This is a genomic window from Parasutterella sp. St.1A3, from assembly GCF_059728705.1.
Genome location: NZ_BAAGFK010000001.1, coordinates 1,531,286 through 1,551,673, shown reverse-complemented (window position 1 = coordinate 1,551,673; position 20,388 = coordinate 1,531,286). Strand labels below are relative to the sequence as shown.

The following is a 20,388-nucleotide window of genomic DNA, read 5'->3' as shown; positions in this document are numbered from 1 at the left end:
TTGAATGGAGAATTTCGTAATTTCTGCGGGAAAATTCCTATATTTGGATGACATAAAAACAGTCTACATAGACTGTAACTAACGTATACTATTTTCAGTCCAGTTAGACTGTTTTAAAAAATAACTCAACCGAAAATAGGAAACCGCTATGAATAAATTCAGTGTGTTAACAGCTTCCGTCCTTTCAGCTCTTATGCTTTCTTCCGTCTCTGCCGCTCCTGTCACAACAGAAGGAACCGGCGTTGGCAAACACGGTGATATCGCCGTCGCTGTCACTTTCGATAACGGCAAAATTACAAAGATTGACGTTGTTCAGAACAAAGAAAACAAAGTGCTCGCTCAGAAGGTCTTCACTGAACTGAAAGACAATGTTGTGCGCACCAACTCTGTTGAAATCGATGGCATCGCCGGCGCAACATTCTCCTCTAAGGGCTTCCTTGACGCGGTTAAGGCCGCTGCCGATAAAGCCGGTGTCAAACTGGCCGCAAAACCCGCTGATACCAAGAAAGCTGACAGCGCCATGGCTCAAAACCAGACCTATGATGTCGTCGTGATCGGTGCGGGCGGCGCAGGTTTTGCCGCGGCCGTTGAAGCTAAATCCAAAGGCGCTAATGTTGTACTTCTGGAAAAAATGCCGACCGTTGGCGGCAACTCTCTGATTTCCGGCGCGGAAATGAACGTTGCCGGCTCTTGGGTTCAGAAGAATCTCAACATCAACGATGACACACCCGAACGCTTTGCTGAAGACACACTCAAAGGTGGTGACTTCAAGGGCGATCCGGAGATCGTTAAAGTCATGACAGTTAACGCGCTGCCGACCGCTGAATGGCTGAAGAATACAGTCGGTGTGTAGTTTGAAGATGACAACGTCTTCCAGTTTGGCGGCCACTCCAGAAAACGCGCTCTGATTCCGCACGGCCATACCGGTACGGAATTCATCACGAAGTTCTCCGCTCTTGCAGACAAGATGGGCATCCCCGTCATCACCAATATGAAGGCTGAAGAACTGATCAAGGATAAAGACGGCAGAGTGGTCGGCGTCAAAGCGGTTTCCGCAGGCAAGGATTACACCTTCAACGCTAAAGGCGGTGTCGTTCTCGCAACCGGCGGTTTCGGCGCCAACGCGGAAATGGTCAAGAAATACAACCCGTCGATTGATGAACGCTTCAAGACTACCGACGCCCCGGGAACCACCGGTGAAGCGCTCTACATGGCTGAAAAAGCAGGCGGTCAGCTCGTTAATATGGGCTATATTCAGACTTATCCGATCTGCGACCCGATCTCAGGCGTGATCGAACTGATCGCAGACGCCCGCTTTGACGGCGCAATCCTTGTGAACCAGGAAGGCAAGCGCTTTGTTGAAGAACTGGAAAGACGCGACGTAATTTCTAAGGCGATTCTTGATCAGCCGGGCGCATACGCTTATGTGCTTTGGAATGACAATATCGGCAAGATCTCCAATACCGTGAAGATTCACGATACGGAATACGATGCCTTTACTAAGCAGGGCATCATGCACACAGCCGACACGCTGAAGGAAGCCGCAGAATTCTTCAAGATTGATCCGGCAGCGCTTCAGGCTACAGTTGACCGCGTCAACAAGTTTGCCAAGGACGGCAAGGATCTGGACTTCAACCACAGAGCCGGTCTTAAAGATCTGTCCACAGGCAAGTACTACATCATCAAGGCAGTTCCCTCCACACACCATACTATGGGCGGTCTTAAGATTAATACCAAGGCTGAAGTGCTGGACGCCAACGGGAAACCGATTCCCGGTTTGTTCGCCGCCGGTGAAGTGACCGGTACAACTCATGGCACCAACCGTCTTGGCGGCAACGCTTACACCGATATCATGGTCTTTGGCAGAATCGCCGGAGCCGGTGCCGCCGCTCAGGCTAAGTAATCCCGCCTAACTTCTCCCATCTGTCCCGTCGTTTTGCATAGCGCTTTGCTCAAAAGCAAAGCGTCGGGGCAGTGTCGTCTCAAATCCCTTTTCAAACACAACCGTCTCGAGAATTTAAAATGAAAACATTCCAACTTTCTCTTATTTCAATCGCTATGCTGACCGCAACAAGCGTAAGTGCTGTGGAGCTGAACGGCTCCTCTTTAACCCAGGATGATGCTTGGGCAATCGCAGAAGGTGCGCCTGTATCCATTGCTCCGGAAGCCATGGATCGAGTAAAAAAATCTTATGAACTGGTGCTTGAAGCGGCTAAAAGCGGCAAAGAAATTTACGGGTTGACGGTTGGTGTGGGTCTTAATAAAGACCATAAGGTGATTTCCGCCAACGGCGAACTGAGTGAAGAGGTTAAAGCCGCAAGCCGTCGCTTCAATTACAGCACTCTGAGAAGTCACAGCATTGGGGCCGGTCCTGCCCTGGATCCGAAACTGGTTCGTCTCGCGATGGTTATTCGCTTGAATACGCTGCTTAAAGGCGGCAGCGGAGTTCAGCCGAGAGTGGCGGAACTCTACGAAGAATTCCTGAATAAAGGCGTTACTCCGGTTGTCCCGACAAAGGGTTCGCTTGGTGACGCGGACATTACACTTGCTTCCCACGTCGGATCCGCAATGATCGGTGAATGGAAGGTCATCAATAAGGACGGCAAGCAGGTCGCCTCTATGGAAGTGTTAAAGGAGAAAGGCATTAAGCCTCTGGTCCCGGAAGGCAAAGACGCCCTTGGCATCCTCTCCAACAGCTCGGTTGCTATGGCTATGACCATGGATGCCGCAAAAGCGGTTCGCCAGATTCTGAAAGTTACGCCGATTGTGTACGGCATCAGTCTTGAAGGCTTAAACGGCAACGTTGCGCCGTTCCTTCCGCAGACCGTAGACTTCCATCCGTTCCCAGGCCTTGCTGAAAAAGCCTCTGAATTAAGAAAGGTCCTTGCCGGCTCCTACCTTTGGGATAAAGACGAAAGCCGCAGACTGCAGGACCCGCTCTGCTTCCGTACTACGGTATACACACTTTCTGAGGCTCAGAACGCTCTGAACGACCTGGACAAAGTCATCAATGTTCAGATTAACGGATCGGACGACAATCCCGGCGTAATGGTCGACGCGGATCGTACCGGAGCAGACATCCCGCAGATCGGTCAGTATTTCATTGAAACTAAGAATGCTAAAGGCGCGATTATCCCGACAGCAAACTTTGAAGTGCTTCCGGTCGCTTTAGCGGTTCAGAGAATGGCTTTAGCGCTTGGTCATGTCGGACACAACGCTGCTCAGCGCACGATGCGTTTGGATGAGCCGCAGTTTACCGATCTTTCCCGTTATTTGGCAGCTGAAGGCAACCTCGGTCACGCATTTGGTGCGACAGAAGACACTCTGATTTCCATCTACTCGGAAAATATTGATCTTGCGAATCCGGTTTCTCTGGACAGCTTCCTGGTTGAAGGCAACATCGAAGATTCCGCATCCAACCTTCCGCGTGCCGCTCAAAGACTGAAACAGTCGGCAGACAATACTTTCCTTGTTCTATCCATGGAACTTCTGCACAACACACAGGCAGCGGATCTGAGAAAGATGAAAAACAAAAACTTCAGAATGAGTCCCGAAACAGAGAAACTGTATAAGGCTTATCGCGCAAAGAGTCCTTTTGTTGATCAGGACCGCATTTATAGTATCGACCTGGAAAACGGCGATCAGCTCTTAAAGAACTACTAATTTCTAATAAATGCCTGAGCCTCAGCAATTTGAGGCTCTTTTTTTATACACTTGAAGCATCCGATAAGAAAAATCTCAGAGAACGACTATGCCCAGTGAAAAAGCTTTAAGAACAAGAAACAAGATACTTGAGGCGACACGCGTGTTTATCATGCGTGAGGGCGTAGCCGCACTTTCGATTGATAAGATTGTTAAAGAATCTCAAACCAGCAAAGGCGCATTTTTATATCACTTTAAAAATAAGAAAGCGCTTTTCCATGCGCTTGTCGAAGAGTATGTTCAGCACTTGGATGAGCGTTTGACGACGAATATGGCCAAGTTTGCCGATAAGAGGGAGCCGCTTGCGCCCGGTTATGCCTCTTGGTATGAGGGGTTTGACGAGGATGACGGCGGGTTTGCCGCTTTGGGTGTGGCGCTTTTAGCACTGCATCTGCATGAGCCGGAGTCTCTGAAGCCTTTTCATGACTGGTATCAAAGACTATTTGAGATGGTAAAAAAATCTCCGATTGATACGCCTCGACTCTTAACCGCGATCATGGCCTTTGAGGGCTTCTTCTTTACCCATAAGATGGGTTTTGACACACTCGATAAAGAAACGAAAGAGGCGACCTGGCGCTTTATTGTGAATGAAGTCGCCCCACAGCCCACTTCGAAAGAAGCGAAAGACTGATAATTTGACTCGGCCTCACTGATTTAGTAGTGCTTCATAGAAAATTTGTCTACACAAAGAAGCTGTTCAAAAGCACAACGTAGCAGGCAGTGCCGCAGAAGATTGAAAGAAGCGGGTTTTTAACAAACCATTGAAGGATCAGTGTTAAGAAGATCGCTGCGGCTTCAGGAATCGGGAGACCGCCTCTGGCCAGGGTGGATTCAGTGGAAGAGTGTACCACAAGAAGCACCATGATGGCAAGCGGGAGGAATGATCCGACAACTTTTACCCATCGCTGTTTGCTGAGCCAGGAAGCAGCGGCAAAGGGGAGAAAGCGTTCGGTGGCGGTAACAGCCGTCATCGCTAAAAAGACGAGGAACAGATAGCTTAAATCTTTCATTTGGCGGTCTCTCCTTTGGCGCGCGGCAGGGGATTCTTAGTAATGCTGAGCATGACAGAGGCAAGCGCGCAGAATGCGATGGCAATTGCCAGAGCGTTTTCCGCGCTGATCATACGAGCTGCGGCGTAGGCAGCTAAAGAGATCCAAAGCGGAGAGCTGCTGATTCTGCCTCTCCACTGTTCGCACAGCAGCATGGCAAAGAGGCTCGTGAGGACAAAATCAAATCCGGCCAGTTCGATATTGGTGCCTGCACCGATTAAACCTCCGAGTATGCTTCCGAGAATCCACCACATCCAGTCAAACACAGCGAGGTACACCAGCTTATTAACCGGGCTTTTCTTAGGTTCAGTCGTGAGAAGCGAGTAAGTTTCATCAGTCAGGAGGAAGGCGACGATCCATTTTTTCCAACCGGTATCTTTAAAGCGGTCGAGAAGGGAGAGGCCGTAGAACACATGCCTTAAATTGACGACCGCGGTAGCGAAAGCGATGGACGCGACGGACATATCCGCGGCGAGCATCGGGATCATCATGTACTGAACGGCGCCGCCGTAGATCAAAGCCGAGCTGATGCCCGGAAGCCACCATGGTCCTCCCGCCTGAACGAAGAGAAAGCCGAACACCACGCCGAGCGGGATGTATCCCATCATGACCGGGATAGATGCTTTAAAGGCAGCTAAAACTAAGGAATTTTCCTGCTGATTCATTTTTGTTTCTGATTTGAGGTTAAGCAAATTTTAATACGTTGCTCTTTCAAATCAGACGTTATGAAGGATTATTTGTTTCGATCAGGGGTGCGTTTACCAGGATAGAGCATATAACGGAGAAGTGCCTGTGATTTTCCAATTTAGTGTGTACGTTGGGGAAAACAAATTCCTGAATCTATGATGAATCAGGCCTGCATCTGAAAATATCTGAGCTGAGCCTCCGAGTATTCTCTGTGAGGTAGCTTAACTCTCTAATTGTTTTCGGAAAATATCGGCGGAATAGCCTTGAGAAGACAAAGGCTTTCATTCGAGCAGCTGATCGCTCAGCCTTTGATTACCCTGCGCAAGAGCGCACTCTCAAGGCGGTATCAGGAACAATACTTCAGTCAATATGGTTTTGATCTTAATCCGTCAATTGAATGCGATAATTTAGATCTGATCATTGAATTTGCAGAAGTAGGTTTTGGTGTTGGATGGATCACAGACAATGTGCTGAGATCGGCATTAAAACAAGGGCGAAAAATTAAAAAAGTCGAATTTTCCCACAGGCTGCCGACCCGAGAGATCGGCGTTGTCTACCATCCTTCTCGAACACTTTCCTTGTGTGCCGAGAAATTCATCGAGCGGATAAGACAAGGAAACATCTAGAGGGCTTTATGAAAAACGCTAATTCTTTCTGGTTGATAGTCGCCGCGTTTTTCTTTTCCTGTATGACTATCACGCTTCGCTATTGCGGACAGGGCTATTTCTTTTACGATTTGATGTTTGCAAGGTATCTGCTCACTTCGCTGATACTACTGGTGCTTCTGAAACTAAAAAACATATCTTTTCGAATGGAGCATCCGATGCTGATAGGCGGGCGCTGCGCTTTTGGGGTGCTGTCGGCCGCGATTAACACATATTTAGTCACTCAGCTTCCTGCGGCTGTTGCTCAGTGCTTTAATTACACCTCGGCTTTTTGGATTGTTCTTATTTTCTTTTTAACTTTTACGATCAAGAAAATAAAGTTTCCCTTAATTGTTATTGCGCCAGTTGTCGTTGGCTTTTCCAGAATTCTGGTCACACTGAATCCTCGAATGGAAGTGATTTCAAATTCGATGCTTTTTGTATGCACGATTTATGGATTTTGCGCTGCACAATCGTCCTTGTTTTTAACAAGGCTTGGTAAGTTTAATGAATCCGCAATACGGGTTGCCTTTTATTTTTCGGTTTCATCGACGATTTTCGGAGGAGTGCTTTCTCTCGTTTACGGATCGGATAATCAGCTTAGGGTACTTTTAGATCCGATGGTTTGGCTGTCTGTAGTTTTCTTATTTCTTTATCTGCTATCCAAGACTTACAGCTGGGAGCATGGCAACGCGCTTCTCAATTCAGTCTTTATGTTTCTTGGTCTTCCGTTTGTGCTGATTCTGGGATTTCTGTGTCTGGATGAGTTTCCAAAGACGCATCAGCTTGTCGGCATTGCCTTAATTCTGACCAGTGCAGTGTTCAGCTATTTCGCGGTCGGAAAACACTTCAAGTCCTCCAAAGGCGTTTAGGCGTTCAATTCTGATTTCAATAGGAGATGTTCGGTATCCAGCGTAGCAGCGTGAAAATGCATTGAATCCCAAAGCAGTCAATCAATTAGCTCGTGAAAAACACGATACTCAAGCCCCTTATATTTCCTCTTCCTCCTCTTGAAAGATTTGGAAAATCACTGCTGATCTCTGTCTTTGTATCTCCTGAAAATCTGCTTGTCGGATCGTCGAACGACAAGTTTTGTGTCCCATTATTTTTGAGGATTTTATAGTTAACCTATAGCCTACGTTTAGAAATTCCAACAATATGGAGTGGACAACTTGACAGAAATTTCAGGTAACGTAACTTTTTGTTTGTCTCCTGAAAAAGTCGAAATGCAATCTCTTCTTAGAGAGGTAATTCTTCCAGCCTGTGATACAACAAAATATAAATGTAAATGGAACTGAAGCGAATTTTCAGGACTCGTGCTAAAGAAATTGACTAGTTCCTGAGGCGGAAACGGAAGTGCAGCTTTATTTAAGAGTTCAATGAGATTGCTGCAAGTCTCTTCCATTGTTAGGCTCAAGAATTCTTTATGTACACAAGGGATGTCAATGTCCCTAAATATTAATAGTTGGTTATGTGATATAGAGCTGTCTAAGAACAGTTTATAAATTTTCTCTAGCGTGGATGTATTCCCATCAGAGGATAAGTAACGGTTTTCAACAGCTTTCTCTATTTGCCTCTTTGCTCTCAAGGCCTGCGCTATGCAGATAGGGTCAATCTCCTGATAGAGCTTTTCAATGAATGCAACTTTAGTTTTGTCATCAAACTGGTTGGAAAGAAGTAGTTCAATGTCGGAAATTGCGACAGCACGTTGATTCGGGTTCATAAAATTTGATACAAGAGGAGAAAACGTACTAAGCAATGCCTGTTGACTCCCTATGATCTTGTCAGCAAGGAGTGCTAAAAGTGTTGCGGCACTAAAGGCCCTATCGAGTATCAGAACTTCATATCGCTCGGCATTTTCTCTAAGTAGTTTATTCAGATTGATTATGGTGGGGAAATTTCCACCTGAAGAGGATAATGCAACAACGATTTTAGGAACTTTCTTATCTATAGAAATCTTATAGTATTTTTTTATCTTTATTAGCTGTTTCTCTACGGAATCTAGAACAGCATGTGTTATATCTGCCGTGAAATCTACCATAGAGGGTGTGTATAAAAGCAGTACTGGAGCGCTGAAGTGCGTTTCGAGTTTTTTTATCTCGATGAGTATTTTTTCGATTTCAAGCTCAAACATGATTAATATTAACCTTGTTTTCTATGGTTGTTAGCTCTTCGTCTGACATCAAATATACATTGAGACCTATTTTTTTTAATTCGGTGAAAAAAGCTGCGCTATCAAAGCTTCCAAGGGAAGCTTGAAAAAAATCAGCGATACTCGATGCCCTAGAACGATACTGCGAATGCATATAAAGTTCCATCATATGGCTGAGCTGATTGTAGTGCAATATCGCAGCATTCCTTGATTTACTTGGGAAAGCTTTTTCGTCAATTCTTTCAAGTTCGACAAGAGCATTGCTGGACTTTACGGCTGTTTCTACATAATTAATCCAGGGAATAAATTCACAGGGGTTTAAATGCCAAGGGGTCCCTAAGCTCATGACAAGGGGGAACTTGTGCATCCAGAACGTTGCATCAACTGAAGCTAACGATGCAAAAGAAGTCATGCGGATTTCCTTAGCTCCTAAGGCAATTATGGTGGAAAAGCTTCCGTTTTTTGACAAAAGCCAGACGGAATATTCAACGTTTTTTTGCTTCAAAAGTTCAACTATTTTAAAGGCAGAAGTGATGTCAAAAGAGAAGGAGTCAAGTACTAGGTTTAATTCACCCGCTTTAGCGGCCTCCTCAATATCAGTCAATAGGGGGTGAATGTTTAGCGGACTTTGGTCGAAAAAGCCGCTCTCATGCTTGATGTAAAAGAAATTATGTCTCATCTATTATCTTTTTGACAAGGTGGTGTAAGTTTGTCCCTTTGCATGGGATCGACTCGAGGTATTCGGGTACATTGTCAATCTGACTATTGCGAATAGCTTGAGAAATAGATTCGGGATTCATTATCTCGCTAGGAATATTGGGTTTTCTTATACTAGGAAATTGCCCCTTAAATGCCTTAAGGCAGTCTTTTTTACTAGTAATCCCAGATCCCTTGCTTTTGTGGAGGATAAGCCAATATTCGAATTGCGGTGCAGATATGCAAAGTAACTTTTTACCTTTTTCTTGCCATTGGAGAAGTTTTTCAAACTCTGCAGGCTTTCTCATATCAGAATCCAGGATAATCGCAACAATATCACCCTTGTATATTTTCCTTTTTTTAACCTCTTGATCTATACACTCTAATAGGGAGTTTGGATCGCTACGATTACCGCTGTTAATGATTTCGAAACAATACTCTGTATTAAATGGTTTTAACTTATTAATGTAATTTTCTTCGGTTTTCCCTTCGCATACGACTAAGATTAAAGTTTTATATCTTCTGCTAGGGGATGATGGTCTTCTTTTAAAGACAGTATTTTTCATTCTTCTATCTGGCACCCACTGTATAGATTGCAGAACTTAACTCAAGAATCATTACTGACTCATCTGAGCAAGAACCATTAGTAAAACCGCAAGAATATGTTTGAATATAATTGCCGGATTGTGGCATTTCATTGCCTTTTCCGAAAATGCTGAATGAATTAGATTGAATGGCACATGAAGCTGAAAGACGTGGTATTCCTCCGACTCGCCCCTGCAGGTAGCTTTTTCTAATGTCCTTATCGGCCCTAAGTTCCTTGAAGTCATTAATTGGATACAAAGTAGTGGAATTATCTCTGTTTCTCTGACAAATCCATAATTCGTCTCTTCTGAAAAGTGATTGGTCTATGAGCTGTACATCGTGTGTTGTAAAGATGAGCTGCTTGCGAGTATTTTCATCGCATGAATCAAGAAACATCTCGACGAGATAACGGGACAGAGTTGTATGCAAACTTCTGTCTAGTTCATCAATGAATACGGTATGATCTGTGGATTGATTTAACGAACGGAAAGCCGGCGATAAATCAAAAAGTCTGATTGAACCGTCGGATTCTTCCGAGAACGGGAAAAGAACCTCTTCGCCGTTTTCATCCTTGTGGACGGCAAGTATTTTAGTCGCAACGAGATTTCCATCGTTGTTCGTAATATTTAACGAACCAACATTGGAATCTCTAAATACCATAGACTGCCCTTCCTGAAGATTTCGGCAAAGAGACTTGAGATGAGGCGGAAGTTCTTCTTTAAATTGGACGGTTTTAACCCCTACGACTCCGGTGTCAAATCCGGTTCCGTCAAAATCTATAAAATCATTATTTCCAATGGCAAGAGCAGTTGGAGTAATGACTTTTAGATTAGACTGAAACCAATCATATACAGGCTTAATGTCAGGAAGAGTACTGAATAGACTAAGAAGCGTGTAATTATCATCGCGAAGAAGCTTCAAAAATACGTTTATTGAATCCTTCGTAACTAGTTTTTTAACTTTATCGTCGCCGTCTATTTCTAGGTTGTTTCTGATGAATACTGTTTGATTTCTCTGCTTAGAGTCATATTTTTTTAAGCACTCGCTTTTTATCCCTTCGTGAGAGAAAGAAATAGAATAGGTATAGACAACGTCCTTAATGCAAAGTTGTATTTCGAATTCCGAAGGCTCCTCTCTTGTTTCAGAATTCAATTTAAAAGATAACCCTTCAGAGTTAAGAAGACCTTTTTTAGGATCCAAAATAAGATTCTGAAGGAATTCAACGGCTTTTATTAAATTAGATTTACCAGCCGCGTTTGCTCCATAGATCGCCGAAATCGGAAGAACTTTAAGTTGATAATTAGGTAGCTTGGCGAGCGTTTCAAAGTGGCTTCTTTCCCTTCCTGCCAGCATGTTTAACGTTGCCTCGCCTTTAAAAGATTTCCAATTTTTTACCGTGAAATATAGAAGCATCTCGCTCACCTAATAGTTAACTGTCTGTCATTATATAGTAATGAAAGGAGAAAAAATCTCCTAATTTGATGATTCAGATGTGGAAATAGCTTTAATATTGACTTGTTCGGAGATATATTCACTAGAGATTTGTTTTAATTAAACGGTGAGCGAGAGGATCGCTTTCAGTATATTGTTACCTTCGGCGTTGGATCCGTTTGATAATTGTCTCAAAAAAGCATTTTTGCGGTCATGTGCATTTTTGTGCAGTTGCTGATCGTTATGCAAAAGGAGCGAGAACAGCAGAGCAGTCCGGAACTAAAGAGAGTCGTGCTCGTTTCTTCCATTGAGGAAAGACAGTTCGTTAAGTGGCACGAGGCGGTGCCGCAGCCTTAGTTTTTTCGGAATAGAAAATTCAATGCTGATTTGCCGTTTTCGAAGCATCAGCTCCGATAAATCGGCACATCAAAAATTTCTTTCATGCGGGCTTCCGCCGATTGTTCCTCTTCGTCCTTTTGCGCGGAAATCTCAGTTAAAACAATTCTGACGGAATCGGAAATGACCGCTTGCGTCCCCGGAATACCGCGCATGACCATCGCCTGCGTCGGACAAGCTTCAATGCATCTTCTGCAGTTAGTGCAGCGCATCGGATCCGCGGTCAGCTTGAAGCGACCGTTCTCGGTTTTATCCGACAGACATCCCGTCGGACAAAGCAAAGTGCAGATATTACATCCGGAGCATTTTCCGCTAATGACGCCGGGGAGCGGAAAAATCTTCTCCGAAATCTCAAAGCCGGGCCTTCTCGCTTTAAGCAGCTCGATGGCCGCGATGAGCATTTCACGCTCCGGCATTGTAAAAACTTTGTCGGTTTTAGGAGCTCCGCCTGATAAAGAAGTAATTTCGCTGATTCCATGCAGACGGTCGGAAAGCCTACTGAAGATTCTTCTTCGGCCAAGACTGATTTTATCTCCGTCATTTTCTTCAGCACATACCGGCCGAAACTGAACGCCTAACTTTGCGCAAAGCGTCTCGCAGTCGTCTGCCAGAGCCTGAGTCGGACAGCCTCCGTTATGGCTCGGGCAGCGCTCGCAGTCGGAACTGTGCAGCTCGATTTTGGTATTGAACAGTAAATGGGAGAGCAAAATCAGCGCGGGATTGACGCCATTGAAGCACCCGACAGGAACACCATTTTTTCTGCTTTGGGCTTTTGGACAGGTAAAAGCAAGGGCAGAAGACGCGGACGCACTATGAAGCCGATTTTTAAGCGCGGCCAGTACGCCAAATAACGGAAATCTGCCGTATGAGAACGCTTCCGTCGGACAGGCTCTGATGCAGGCGCCGCATGCGGAGCATTCGCTGTTTTCGATAGAGATCGTCTGATCTTTAATCGAAAGCGCCCGCTCGCGGCACACCTGAACGCATTGAGTGCAGGATGACTTAGGAAACAGCGTTTTCACACACCGGTTCTTTTCAAAGGTTATGTTCGCGCTGTCCGCCGAACCGGCGTGACGCTCAATTTCGGCGCTGCACTTAGCTAATAACCGGTTCAGCAGGTCTTCCTCTATTGATATCTTCGTCATTTTCTGTTGTTCTCTTGGAGGCTGATTGGCGTACCTTCTCACAGTCCGCACTTAAAAAGTCAGAAATGGCTTTTGCGGCAAGCTGACCGCTTTCAATCGCCGTCGTCACAAACCCCGGCCCGTTGACCGCGTCTCCCGCGGCAAATACCTTAGGATTGCCGGTTCTTACGGAGCCTTTAGTGAGGACGATACCCGCGTTTCTAATGAAATTATCACACGGTCCTTTAAAACCGTAAGCGCAGATCACAAGTTCCGCGGGCAGCGTTAAATCGCTGCCGTCAGGCCTTGTGACTCTAATTGTCTTATCCGCTTCAATCGACTGAATCACCGCTTCTTCAATGAATTGAACGCCTTCCTCTCGTGCGTATTCATAATCATCTCTCGGCGGATTTGCTTTCAGAAGTGATTTGCGGAAGAGACAGGTGACGGAAGAAGCACCTTGTCGCACCGCGGTTCTCGCGCAGTCAAGTGCTGTTCCTCCGATGCCGAGAACAACGACGTGTTTGTTCTTGGCAGACGACTCGGGATTCGGTTTGGAATCTGCGCGCAAATAGGGGAGCGCTTGAGAAACAAAGCTTAAATCCGATCCCGGGACGATTAAAGCGATGGGTTCTTCAGCGCCCACAGCGATGAGCGTCGCGTCGTGGGCGTCTGTAATACAGAGTAGCTCGTCTGCGGAGGCAATTTCTGATCCAAGCTGAAATTCGATGCCGGATTTAGCGTAGAGTTTTCTGCGGTGGATAATTCGATCCTTTGCCAGTTTGAAAGAAGGAATCCCGTACGCAGTCAGACCGCCGATTTCATTTTCGCGTTCGTAAACAGTGATCTTGAATCCCTGAGAACGCAGCATATCCGCGGCCGCGAGTCCGGCCGGACCCGCACCAATCACGGCGACCGAGGGACTCTTGCGGTTCGTGCGCGCTCTGTGCGTCCGATAGCCTCGATCAAGCGTTCTGGAAGAAGCAAAGTAAAGGAGCGCGTGGATGTTCACCGGCTCGGAAATCTCTCCTAACGGGCAGGCCGCCATGCAGAACTTATCCTTCGGACAAAGATGCGAGCACAGCTCCGGAAGTTTGCCTGCCTGAAGAAGCTTTTGTCCTGCCGCTTTAGTCTCGCCGTCTGCGAGCGCTTTCAGTACGTCGGGGATCGGATTGTGCTGAGGGCAGGCCTGAACGCAGGCTCCGCACTGGATGCATCGGCTGCTTTCAAGTTTGGCGTTTTTAAGTGTGAAGGTTTCTTCCGGAGCCGTAAAGGTTTCTTTTGAAACGACGGACTTTTGTGTCGAAACAGCCCCAGGCAAAATCTTTTTTAAATAAACGGGATTGGGCGCCTGACGAGTCGTCTCGTTTTTTTGTTTGGCTTTAAAAAACGGGAAAGACACCGCGGAAACCGGACACTTCTGAGCGCAGGCGCCGCACTTGAGGCATCGGGAACTGTCAGAGCTCGGCACTGATTTTCTGAGATCAATGCTTTCCGGACAGGCATTTCTGCAGACTTGGCAGTTGAGTCCGGAGGCTCTCAGACACTTTTGAGCGTCAATCTTCGGAACAAACGTCTTATTAAAGCGGCTGATTAAAGAAACAAAGGCGCCGATCGGACAGATGAAGCTGCACCATCTTCTTAAAAAGAAGATTTCAAAGAGGAGCACGCCGAGTATGACGAGCGGTGTGATCGTCGGGTCATTGAACTTCAGCATGTGCAGTGTGCCGATGATCAAGGCGAACGTGAGTCCGACAGGACAAATTAAACAGAAAACCGGAAAGGAAAATACAGCGGAAGAAACCAGCGCAGCGGCAAGAACAAAGAACGGGCCTTGTTTCTGAAGGTTTTCTGCACGGATTGCGCTTTGTTTGGATGAATCTGCCGCTTCGTGAATAACAGACTCTTTAACAGAGGTTTCAGAATCGATTTTTTGAGTGCGGATGCAGGTTTGCGGTTTATTGCCGCGGGTTTCTTTCGCCTCGATCGGTTTGGGTTCTGTGCCGAAGAGCTTTCTCAAGGGCGGGACCGGGCAGAGCCAGCCGCAGAAAAAACGACCGAATAACACGATCACTGCCGCAAAGACGGCAAGGCAAATCAAGACATTTAAAGTCGGAGATTTGGACGCGAAGGCGCTCTCGAGCGCGCCGATCGGACAGATCTGAGCGATTGCGCCGATGCCAAAAGAAGAAAGTGTCCCCCAGCCGGTGTGCCAAATGACGCCGGACACTACCGCTAAAAGAAAGAGGCAAAGCGTCAGCGTTCTCAGAAGTGAGAATTTTTTCACGGCGCCTCCTTAGTATCTTTAACCTCCAACGGTACGATTTCAATGCCGCGGACCTTACGTCCTGTATAAGCTTGAAGAACGTTGGCCGGACAAATATGTTCGCAGACGCCGCAGCCGTTGCATTTGTCTTCATCAATGATCGGAATCATTCTCTCGTCCAGAGAAATCGCGTCATACGGGCATTGTTCTTTGCACTTGGTGCAGGCGCCGGTTCTGAGCGCAATACAGGTTTCGGTTAAACGCGCTTTGCCGATCGGAACGGTTTCTCCGACGTAGTCAGTAAGCGCTCCGGTCGGGCAGACTTCGATACATTTGCGGCAGAAGTCGCAGGAGCCGTATTTGTAGTTCATGACGGGCGTGCGCAGGTTTAGGACGCCTTCGGAAAAACCGCCGATCGCAATGACATCCGTCGGACATACGCTTCGGCAGCGGTCACAGCGAATGCATTTGGAAAGAAATTGCGCATTCTGTCCGCCCGGCGGTCTTATGAGAGGCTCGGCTTGAGTTTTAGACGCGCCCCAGCCCAGCGCGAACAGACCTGCAGAAGCGCCTAATGACAGGAGCAGGCCCCGCCTTCCGACAGATGCAGTTTGAGAACTCATATTTGCCTCCAAGCTGCTGGGATTTCATTTGCGGCTATAGTGCCGCGAGGAATCGTGAAGGAGGGCGCAAACCGAAGCAGACAGCGGCTGAAGTCATAATCGTTATCCATGGGGTGAGTTTGTTTGCTTTATTCTGAGTGTTTTTTGATGCATCAAATAGTGCGATTTTGCAAAGAACTCCTTAAAAACAACAAAGTGCCTAAAAATCACTTAGATATGATATTAACCGAGGCGATGGTTTCGAAGAATTCTATCGTGTTCGCGGACAGCGCCTGCAAGCATCATGGCAGCGCCAAGGTAAAACCGCGACCGGACGCTGGCCTTAATTTGGCTGGTGAACTTTGGTACCCAGTTATGGATATGATCATCAAGGAACGACTCCTGATCTTCGATCAGAGGCTCATACTCCGGCGAATTTTCTTCAGTATTTCTTAGCTTTTCGACCAGGTATGCGAGGTATTGAAGCTCAATGGCGATATGATCGTCGTAGAGTTCGCTGTCATTGAACACGCCGCGGGCGTTGAGGATTTTACGTACGTCCTCAAATGCTTTCTGCATCACTAACTGCTGAGGGCTCGTATAGACGGACTCGTAGGGGTAGGCCGCTTTGCTTCCTGCGGTGCCGATAAACGCCGCGGCATATTCGGCTGCGAGAAGATCGAGATAATTATCCGGCTGCTCTTTCGTGAGCTCTTCATGAATGATCTGCGCGCCCCGCCGAATTAAAGGCTCGTCGCAGAAGTCGTCCAAGCCCAGACTAAGGAGCCAGTTCGCGGCTGCCTGATCGATTTCTTCGCCGAATAAGCGCGAGATCACTTTGTAGTTGATTTCAAGATCGAGTAATTCCAGATAGTCAAAGGCCATGATTTGAATTTCCTTGGTTTGAACGCCTGAGGGATGTCAGTGCCGACGAGGTTGAATCGGCCGGCACTGATCTGTTAAGGATTGAAGAAATGCCAGGCTGCTCGTCCGATGTCAAAAATAATACTCTGCCATAAGAACGAAGCAATAAAGACGCCGATGAGTCCGACGGAAGCGAAAAGCTTACGGGCTTTCCTAAGCAGAGCGGCCGCAAGCGGAAGAAGAATGCCGCAAAAGACGCAGCCAATCCAAAACTGCAGACTCAGAACGCCGGTGACAAGCTGCTGTCCCGCTTCCGAGGTGTCCGGGTTTACAAGCAGACCTGCGATATAAGCGCTAAAACCGATGACGCTTATAGCAGAAGCTGCAAAAGAGGACGCTCTTGCTTTGGCGCCGTCCGCGTCTTCTAATTCGCACGCCAGCAGGAAGCTGAGAGAAGCGGCTGTCCAGTACAGGCCGATGAAGGGAATCATCAGCGTGTAGGAACTCAGGACCGGACGCCAGCTCATCACCATGTTTGCGCCGAGCGCAGCGGTTGCGACGAAAGCAAAAAGCGCGGAGAGCAGGATGATGACTCTGGTTATAGTCTGATCAGCCTCTCTGAAGAGCGCAGCCAGATATGCGGCGCTTGTCAGCAGCGCGCCCGCCACACCGATCATCTCCCAGAAAAGCCGGGAAGCGGGATTGGCAAAGACACCTAAAATCATGCTCGGTCTTCCGAGATTGGAAACCGCCGCCAGGCCGCCGAGGGCGAGGCAGACGAAACCGAGTGAGGCGAGCGTCTTCAGAGTTCTCTCAGTAAAGTTCGAGAACTCTGAAGCAGCCAAGGCAGCGAGAAGACCTGAGCCTAAACAGAGTAAGGCTGCAAAAAGTGATAATGTCCAGTCGCCGACCATTTCTTCTCCTTAGAGCATCTTCGGAGGTTTGCTGACCCATTCGCCGGTCTTCTTATGAAGAATGTAGCGAACCGAAGGATGATTTCCGGAGTCCGGCATGCTGTGCACGTTCTCTTCGCCGGCAGCGGCAATCGCCTTAGAAACATCGCTCTGCGGGTCATCGATGTCGCCGAACAGACGAGCGTTGGCGCAGCAGGCCTTAACGCATGCGGGCTGCTCGCCCACTTCCTGAAGGTGACGGCAGAGTGTGCACTTTTCAACCACTTTGTTTTCCGGATTGAAGGAACGAGCGCCGTAGGGGCAGGCCGCGATACACATTTTGCAGCCGATGCATTTTTCTTTGTCCACAAGCACCTGACCGTCTTCCGTCTTGAAAGAGGCGCCGGTCGGGCAAACCTTCACGCAAGGCGCTTCACGGCAGTTCTGACAGACGGTGGGCAGGAAGTACTGCTTCAGGTCGGGGAACTTCCCGACCGGTCCGATGGAAAGTACTTTGTTGTAGTAGACGCCGAGCGGGACATTGTTTTCGTTTTTGCATGCCACTTCGCAGGCAAAGCATCCGATGCAGCGGTCGAGGTCGATAACGAGTGTTTTTTGTGCCATTTTTTATCCTTCGATTTTCGGTGTGTTGTCAGACGGGCTGGGCATCCAGACTTTGAACTGTTCAGGTTTGGTCCATACGCCTTCGGGGCCTTTGTCGGCTTTGGAGATGCGGACTTGGTAGCCGCGCAGCGTATATGTGCCGACCATATCGTTAAACGGAGCCGTGTTCTTGGAGAGCACGTTGACGTTGGCTTCCTTCCAGCCGTGTGTGTCAGACGAGAGTTTTTCCGGGAACCAGAAGCGTTCCATGTAGAGAACGCCCGGATTGATGCCTTCGGTCAGTCTTGCTTTGCCTTGAGTTTTGCCGCGTTTGGATTCAATCCAAGTCCAGTCGCCCTGCTGAATACCGTACTTCGCAGCGGTTTCCGGATTGATCCAGACTTCGGGAACCGGGTAGATTTCGCGCAGATACGGAATGTTTCTGAGCGTGCTGTGGTGGTACATAGGCAGACGGCCGTTGGTCATCACGAGCGGATATTCCTTAGCGATTTCCCGGTTTGGACTTTCATACGGCTCAAGGAAGTAAGGCAGCGGATCGTAATCTTTTTCTACCGGGTCAAGTTTCTGCTGCGCGTAAGGCGCGCCGGTGCGGCCCATGGTGATGAATCGGTCCGCATAGAGTTCAAGTTTCTTGGAAGCGGTGCCGAAACCCACCGGAAGACCGGTCTTCGGATTGATCTTCTTATAGACGTAGTAGCTGTTCCACTTGTCGTACGGCATTGCTTCGATAAAGCCTTTTTTCTTGAGTTCCGCGAATGTGATGCCAAGCGGTTTGAGTTTCAGATCGAGGATCTGATCCATGGAATCCCACTGCGGGAGGTCCGCACCCATGAATTCCGGATCAAAGGATTTGCGGCAGACTTCATGGCCTAATTCGCCGCAGCGCTTGAGGATCTTGGACCAAATGACCGTTTCATGCCGAGTTTCCCAAGTATGTACGACTGCCTGACGAGCCCAAACGGTGTTGAGCGACTCTGCGAGGAAGTCGGTTTCGAGCCATTCGGTTGTCGGAAGCAGCATATCCGCGTACATCGAGAATGAGGTCGGATAGTTAAACATATGAACGATGAAGTCCACGTGCTTTGTGGCTTCCGCCCAAGAACCCGCATCGCCGACGACACCGAGCTTATTGCCGGAGCGTTCAAGCCAGACTTTGATCGGATAGGGTTTGCCGGTCATAATGGCTTCCTGGATTCTTGTCGGCTGGGCGGCGTCCCAAGAGAGCAGGCCTTTGAATTCAACACCGCCCAGGCGTTTGGCAAGCTGTCCCGGAGGCAGCAGGCGCTCGCAGCGAGAAACCAGGCTGTTCTTCGGAGGAACGGCAAGCGGATTGCGGTTCATGAGTGTACCCGGTTTTTCCACGTAGCCCATCAAAGCGTTGAGGATAACCGCGCCCATCGCGGCCTGCACCGAGTTCGGGTTCTGGTCGGTGGCAACGCCCAAAGAGATGCCGCCGGGGCCTTCAGCGTAAATCTTGATCGCTTCTTCGATTTTTTCAGGTTTAAGCCAGCAGGTTTCTCCGGCTTTTTCAAGTGTCCACGGTTCAGCGCGTTCCTTGAGCAGGCGGAAGCCGGTCTTGTATGTTTGTCCGTTATAGGAGAATTCTCCGTCTAAAACCGGATCAAGCGCGTCATTGAAAGGATAGGGAAGCGGCTGAGGCTGATTGGTCTTTGCGTCCCAAACCACGAAATCTTCTTTTTTACCGTCTTTGAAGAGTTCGTTCGCTTTGACGGTCATCTGAGTCTTTGTGTTGACGAGATAAGGCAGGTTAGTCCATCTGAGCACAAAGTCTTTATCAAAGAGGTTATGCGCAATGATGTAGCGGACCCAGGCAAGCTGCAGCGCGACGTCGGTACCCGGACGAATCGGAAGCCAGACATCGGCTTTAGCCGCGCTCGGCGCAAATCTCGGGTCGATAGAGATTGTCTTAACGCCTTTGGCGCGGAGATTTGCAAGCGCGTGGCCGCCGCCCGCGGGACAGCTGTATGAGACGTCTGTGCCCCACAGGACGATGTTTTTCATCGGTGTGTTTTTGTTATAGATTTCGAGCGCGCATTCGTCGGCGATCGAGGTGGACGGTCCGCCGTACATCATGCCGAAGGCCAAGGTTCTCGGCAGGAAGCACTGAGCGCAGCCCGGTTCGTACCAGTTCGGCGTACCGAAGATATTGCAGAAACGCGCGATCATTCTAAAGTGCGGGTTACCGCCGCCGCCCGTGGAGGCCATAACGGACTCGGCGCCGTACTTTTCTCTGGCTTCCATCATCTTGTGCGCGATGATATCGATCGCTTCATCCCAGCTGATGCGTTTCCATTTGTTTTCGCCGCGTTTGCCGACGCGGATCATCGGGTACTTGTTGCGGTCCGGATGGTAAAGCGCGTTGATGCCGGAAAGACCTTTTGCGCAAAGCGTACCTTCGCTCATCGGATAGTTCGGATCGCCTTCGATTTTGACAACCCGGCCGTTGCGAACATGCGCGCGGACGCCGCAGTTATGGATACAGGCTCGGCATGTCGTCGTGATGATCTGAGTGTCATCTTTCAGAGCGGCGTTCTTTTGCGCAGAACCTTCGCCCGCGGCAAAAGCTTTTAACGGAGAAGCTGTAGCGGCTCCGGCAGCGGCGGCTGCTTTGACGAAACTTCTGCGGCTGATTTCGGATAGTTTCATAAAATC

17 protein-coding genes and 1 pseudogene are annotated in these 20,388 nt (G+C 48.2%); 5 read left to right on the top strand and 13 right to left on the bottom strand.

Going from position 1 to position 20,388, the window contains the following annotated elements; all coding sequences use genetic code 11:
* The first annotated feature begins 148 nt into the window (after window positions 1–148).
* From AC6I1F_RS07235 to AC6I1F_RS07225, 3 genes and pseudogenes are all read left to right on the top strand, one after another.
* Window positions 149–1,903, top strand: a pseudogene (locus AC6I1F_RS07235) (flavocytochrome c).
* A gap of 119 nt (window positions 1,904–2,022) precedes the next feature.
* Window positions 2,023–3,663 (top strand): HAL/PAL/TAL family ammonia-lyase, encoded by a 1,641-nt coding sequence (locus AC6I1F_RS07230; protein WP_289163677.1) that lies wholly within the window; start codon window positions 2,023–2,025, stop codon window positions 3,661–3,663.
* A gap of 88 nt (window positions 3,664–3,751) precedes the next feature.
* Window positions 3,752–4,333 carry a TetR/AcrR family transcriptional regulator gene (locus AC6I1F_RS07225; protein ID WP_160335908.1) on the top strand — a complete coding sequence of 194 codons (582 nt, stop codon included), beginning with the start codon at window positions 3,752–3,754 and terminating at the stop codon, window positions 4,331–4,333.
* A gap of 49 nt (window positions 4,334–4,382) precedes the next feature.
* Here the strand turns inward: AC6I1F_RS07225 and AC6I1F_RS07220 are convergent, their stop codons facing one another.
* The gene (locus tag AC6I1F_RS07220; RefSeq protein WP_160335907.1) at window positions 4,383–4,712 is read right to left on the bottom strand and encodes a branched-chain amino acid transporter permease; all 330 of its coding nucleotides are present in this window, start codon (window positions 4,710–4,712) and stop codon (window positions 4,383–4,385) included.
* Window positions 4,709–5,416 (bottom strand): AzlC family ABC transporter permease, encoded by a 708-nt coding sequence (locus tag AC6I1F_RS07215; RefSeq protein ID WP_251570153.1) that lies wholly within the window; start codon window positions 5,414–5,416, stop codon window positions 4,709–4,711. The genes AC6I1F_RS07220 and AC6I1F_RS07215 overlap by 4 nt, the downstream gene beginning before the upstream one ends.
* 285 nt (window positions 5,417–5,701) lie before the next feature.
* On the opposite strand from AC6I1F_RS07215, the gene AC6I1F_RS07210 reads away from it, so the two are divergent.
* A complete protein-coding gene (locus AC6I1F_RS07210; RefSeq protein WP_289163674.1) occupies window positions 5,702–6,064 on the top strand; it encodes a substrate-binding domain-containing protein in 363 nt (120 codons plus the stop codon).
* A gap of 8 nt (window positions 6,065–6,072) precedes the next feature.
* A complete protein-coding gene (locus AC6I1F_RS07205; protein ID WP_497801704.1) occupies window positions 6,073–6,954 on the top strand; it encodes a DMT family transporter in 882 nt (293 codons plus the stop codon).
* A 269-nt stretch (window positions 6,955–7,223) separates the two neighbouring features.
* On the opposite strand, the gene AC6I1F_RS07200 is transcribed toward AC6I1F_RS07205, so the two are convergent.
* From AC6I1F_RS07200 to AC6I1F_RS07150, 11 genes are all read right to left on the bottom strand, one after another.
* Window positions 7,224–8,216 carry a hypothetical protein gene (locus tag AC6I1F_RS07200; protein ID WP_289163670.1) on the bottom strand — a complete coding sequence of 331 codons (993 nt, stop codon included), beginning with the start codon at window positions 8,214–8,216 and terminating at the stop codon, window positions 7,224–7,226.
* Entirely contained in the window at window positions 8,209–8,913 is a 705-nt protein-coding gene (locus AC6I1F_RS07195; protein ID WP_497801703.1) for a hypothetical protein, read from the bottom strand. The genes AC6I1F_RS07200 and AC6I1F_RS07195 overlap by 8 nt, the downstream gene beginning before the upstream one ends.
* Complete coding sequence (locus AC6I1F_RS07190; RefSeq protein ID WP_497801702.1) at window positions 8,903–9,496, bottom strand: RloB family protein; 594 nt, start codon at window positions 9,494–9,496, stop codon at window positions 8,903–8,905. The genes AC6I1F_RS07195 and AC6I1F_RS07190 overlap by 11 nt, the downstream gene beginning before the upstream one ends.
* Window positions 9,497–9,500: 4 nt before the next feature.
* Complete coding sequence (locus AC6I1F_RS07185) at window positions 9,501–10,928, bottom strand: AAA family ATPase (RefSeq protein WP_290371780.1); 1,428 nt, start codon at window positions 10,926–10,928, stop codon at window positions 9,501–9,503.
* A gap of 422 nt (window positions 10,929–11,350) precedes the next feature.
* Entirely contained in the window at window positions 11,351–12,487 is a 1,137-nt protein-coding gene (locus AC6I1F_RS07180; RefSeq protein WP_497801701.1) for a 4Fe-4S binding protein, read from the bottom strand.
* Window positions 12,438–14,753 carry an FAD-dependent oxidoreductase gene (locus AC6I1F_RS07175; protein ID WP_497801700.1) on the bottom strand — a complete coding sequence of 772 codons (2,316 nt, stop codon included), beginning with the start codon at window positions 14,751–14,753 and terminating at the stop codon, window positions 12,438–12,440. The genes AC6I1F_RS07180 and AC6I1F_RS07175 overlap by 50 nt, the downstream gene beginning before the upstream one ends.
* Entirely contained in the window at window positions 14,750–15,355 is a 606-nt protein-coding gene (locus AC6I1F_RS07170) for a 4Fe-4S dicluster domain-containing protein (RefSeq protein WP_289164194.1), read from the bottom strand. The genes AC6I1F_RS07175 and AC6I1F_RS07170 overlap by 4 nt, the downstream gene beginning before the upstream one ends.
* Before the next feature lie 222 nt (window positions 15,356–15,577).
* The gene (locus AC6I1F_RS07165) at window positions 15,578–16,219 is read right to left on the bottom strand and encodes a TorD/DmsD family molecular chaperone (protein ID WP_497801699.1); all 642 of its coding nucleotides are present in this window, start codon (window positions 16,217–16,219) and stop codon (window positions 15,578–15,580) included.
* 74 nt (window positions 16,220–16,293) lie between these two features.
* A complete protein-coding gene (locus tag AC6I1F_RS07160; RefSeq protein ID WP_289164168.1) occupies window positions 16,294–17,112 on the bottom strand; it encodes a hypothetical protein in 819 nt (272 codons plus the stop codon).
* A 9-nt stretch (window positions 17,113–17,121) separates the two neighbouring features.
* Entirely contained in the window at window positions 17,122–17,715 is a 594-nt protein-coding gene (locus tag AC6I1F_RS07155; RefSeq protein WP_160335900.1) for a 4Fe-4S dicluster domain-containing protein, read from the bottom strand.
* Window positions 17,716–17,718: 3 nt separating this feature from the next.
* Window positions 17,719–20,382, bottom strand: a complete 2,664-nt coding sequence (locus AC6I1F_RS07150) for a molybdopterin-containing oxidoreductase family protein (RefSeq protein ID WP_497801698.1) — start codon at window positions 20,380–20,382, stop codon at window positions 17,719–17,721.
* Window positions 20,383–20,388: the final 6 nt, after the last annotated feature.

Coding starts and splice junctions, on each gene's coding strand:
- AC6I1F_RS07230 (WP_289163677.1), top strand. CDS start 2,023: ATGAAAACATTCCAACTTTCTCTTATTTCAATCGCTATGCTGACCGCA.
- AC6I1F_RS07225 (WP_160335908.1), top strand. CDS start 3,752: ATGCCCAGTGAAAAAGCTTTAAGAACAAGAAACAAGATACTTGAGGCG.
- AC6I1F_RS07220 (WP_160335907.1), bottom strand. CDS start 4,712: ATGAAAGATTTAAGCTATCTGTTCCTCGTCTTTTTAGCGATGACGGCT.
- AC6I1F_RS07215 (WP_251570153.1), bottom strand. CDS start 5,416: ATGAATCAGCAGGAAAATTCCTTAGTTTTAGCTGCCTTTAAAGCATCT.
- AC6I1F_RS07205 (WP_497801704.1), top strand. CDS start 6,073: ATGAAAAACGCTAATTCTTTCTGGTTGATAGTCGCCGCGTTTTTCTTT.
- AC6I1F_RS07200 (WP_289163670.1), bottom strand. CDS start 8,216: ATGTTTGAGCTTGAAATCGAAAAAATACTCATCGAGATAAAAAAACTC.
- AC6I1F_RS07195 (WP_497801703.1), bottom strand. CDS start 8,913: ATGAGACATAATTTCTTTTACATCAAGCATGAGAGCGGCTTTTTCGAC.
- AC6I1F_RS07190 (WP_497801702.1), bottom strand. CDS start 9,496: ATGAAAAATACTGTCTTTAAAAGAAGACCATCATCCCCTAGCAGAAGA.
- AC6I1F_RS07185 (WP_290371780.1), bottom strand. CDS start 10,928: ATGCTTCTATATTTCACGGTAAAAAATTGGAAATCTTTTAAAGGCGAG.
- AC6I1F_RS07180 (WP_497801701.1), bottom strand. CDS start 12,487: ATGACGAAGATATCAATAGAGGAAGACCTGCTGAACCGGTTATTAGCT.
- AC6I1F_RS07170 (WP_289164194.1), bottom strand. CDS start 15,355: ATGAGTTCTCAAACTGCATCTGTCGGAAGGCGGGGCCTGCTCCTGTCA.
- AC6I1F_RS07165 (WP_497801699.1), bottom strand. CDS start 16,219: ATGGCCTTTGACTATCTGGAATTACTCGATCTTGAAATCAACTACAAA.
- AC6I1F_RS07160 (WP_289164168.1), bottom strand. CDS start 17,112: ATGGTCGGCGACTGGACATTATCACTTTTTGCAGCCTTACTCTGTTTA.
- AC6I1F_RS07155 (WP_160335900.1), bottom strand. CDS start 17,715: ATGGCACAAAAAACACTCGTTATCGACCTCGACCGCTGCATCGGATGC.
- AC6I1F_RS07150 (WP_497801698.1), bottom strand. CDS start 20,382: ATGAAACTATCCGAAATCAGCCGCAGAAGTTTCGTCAAAGCAGCCGCC.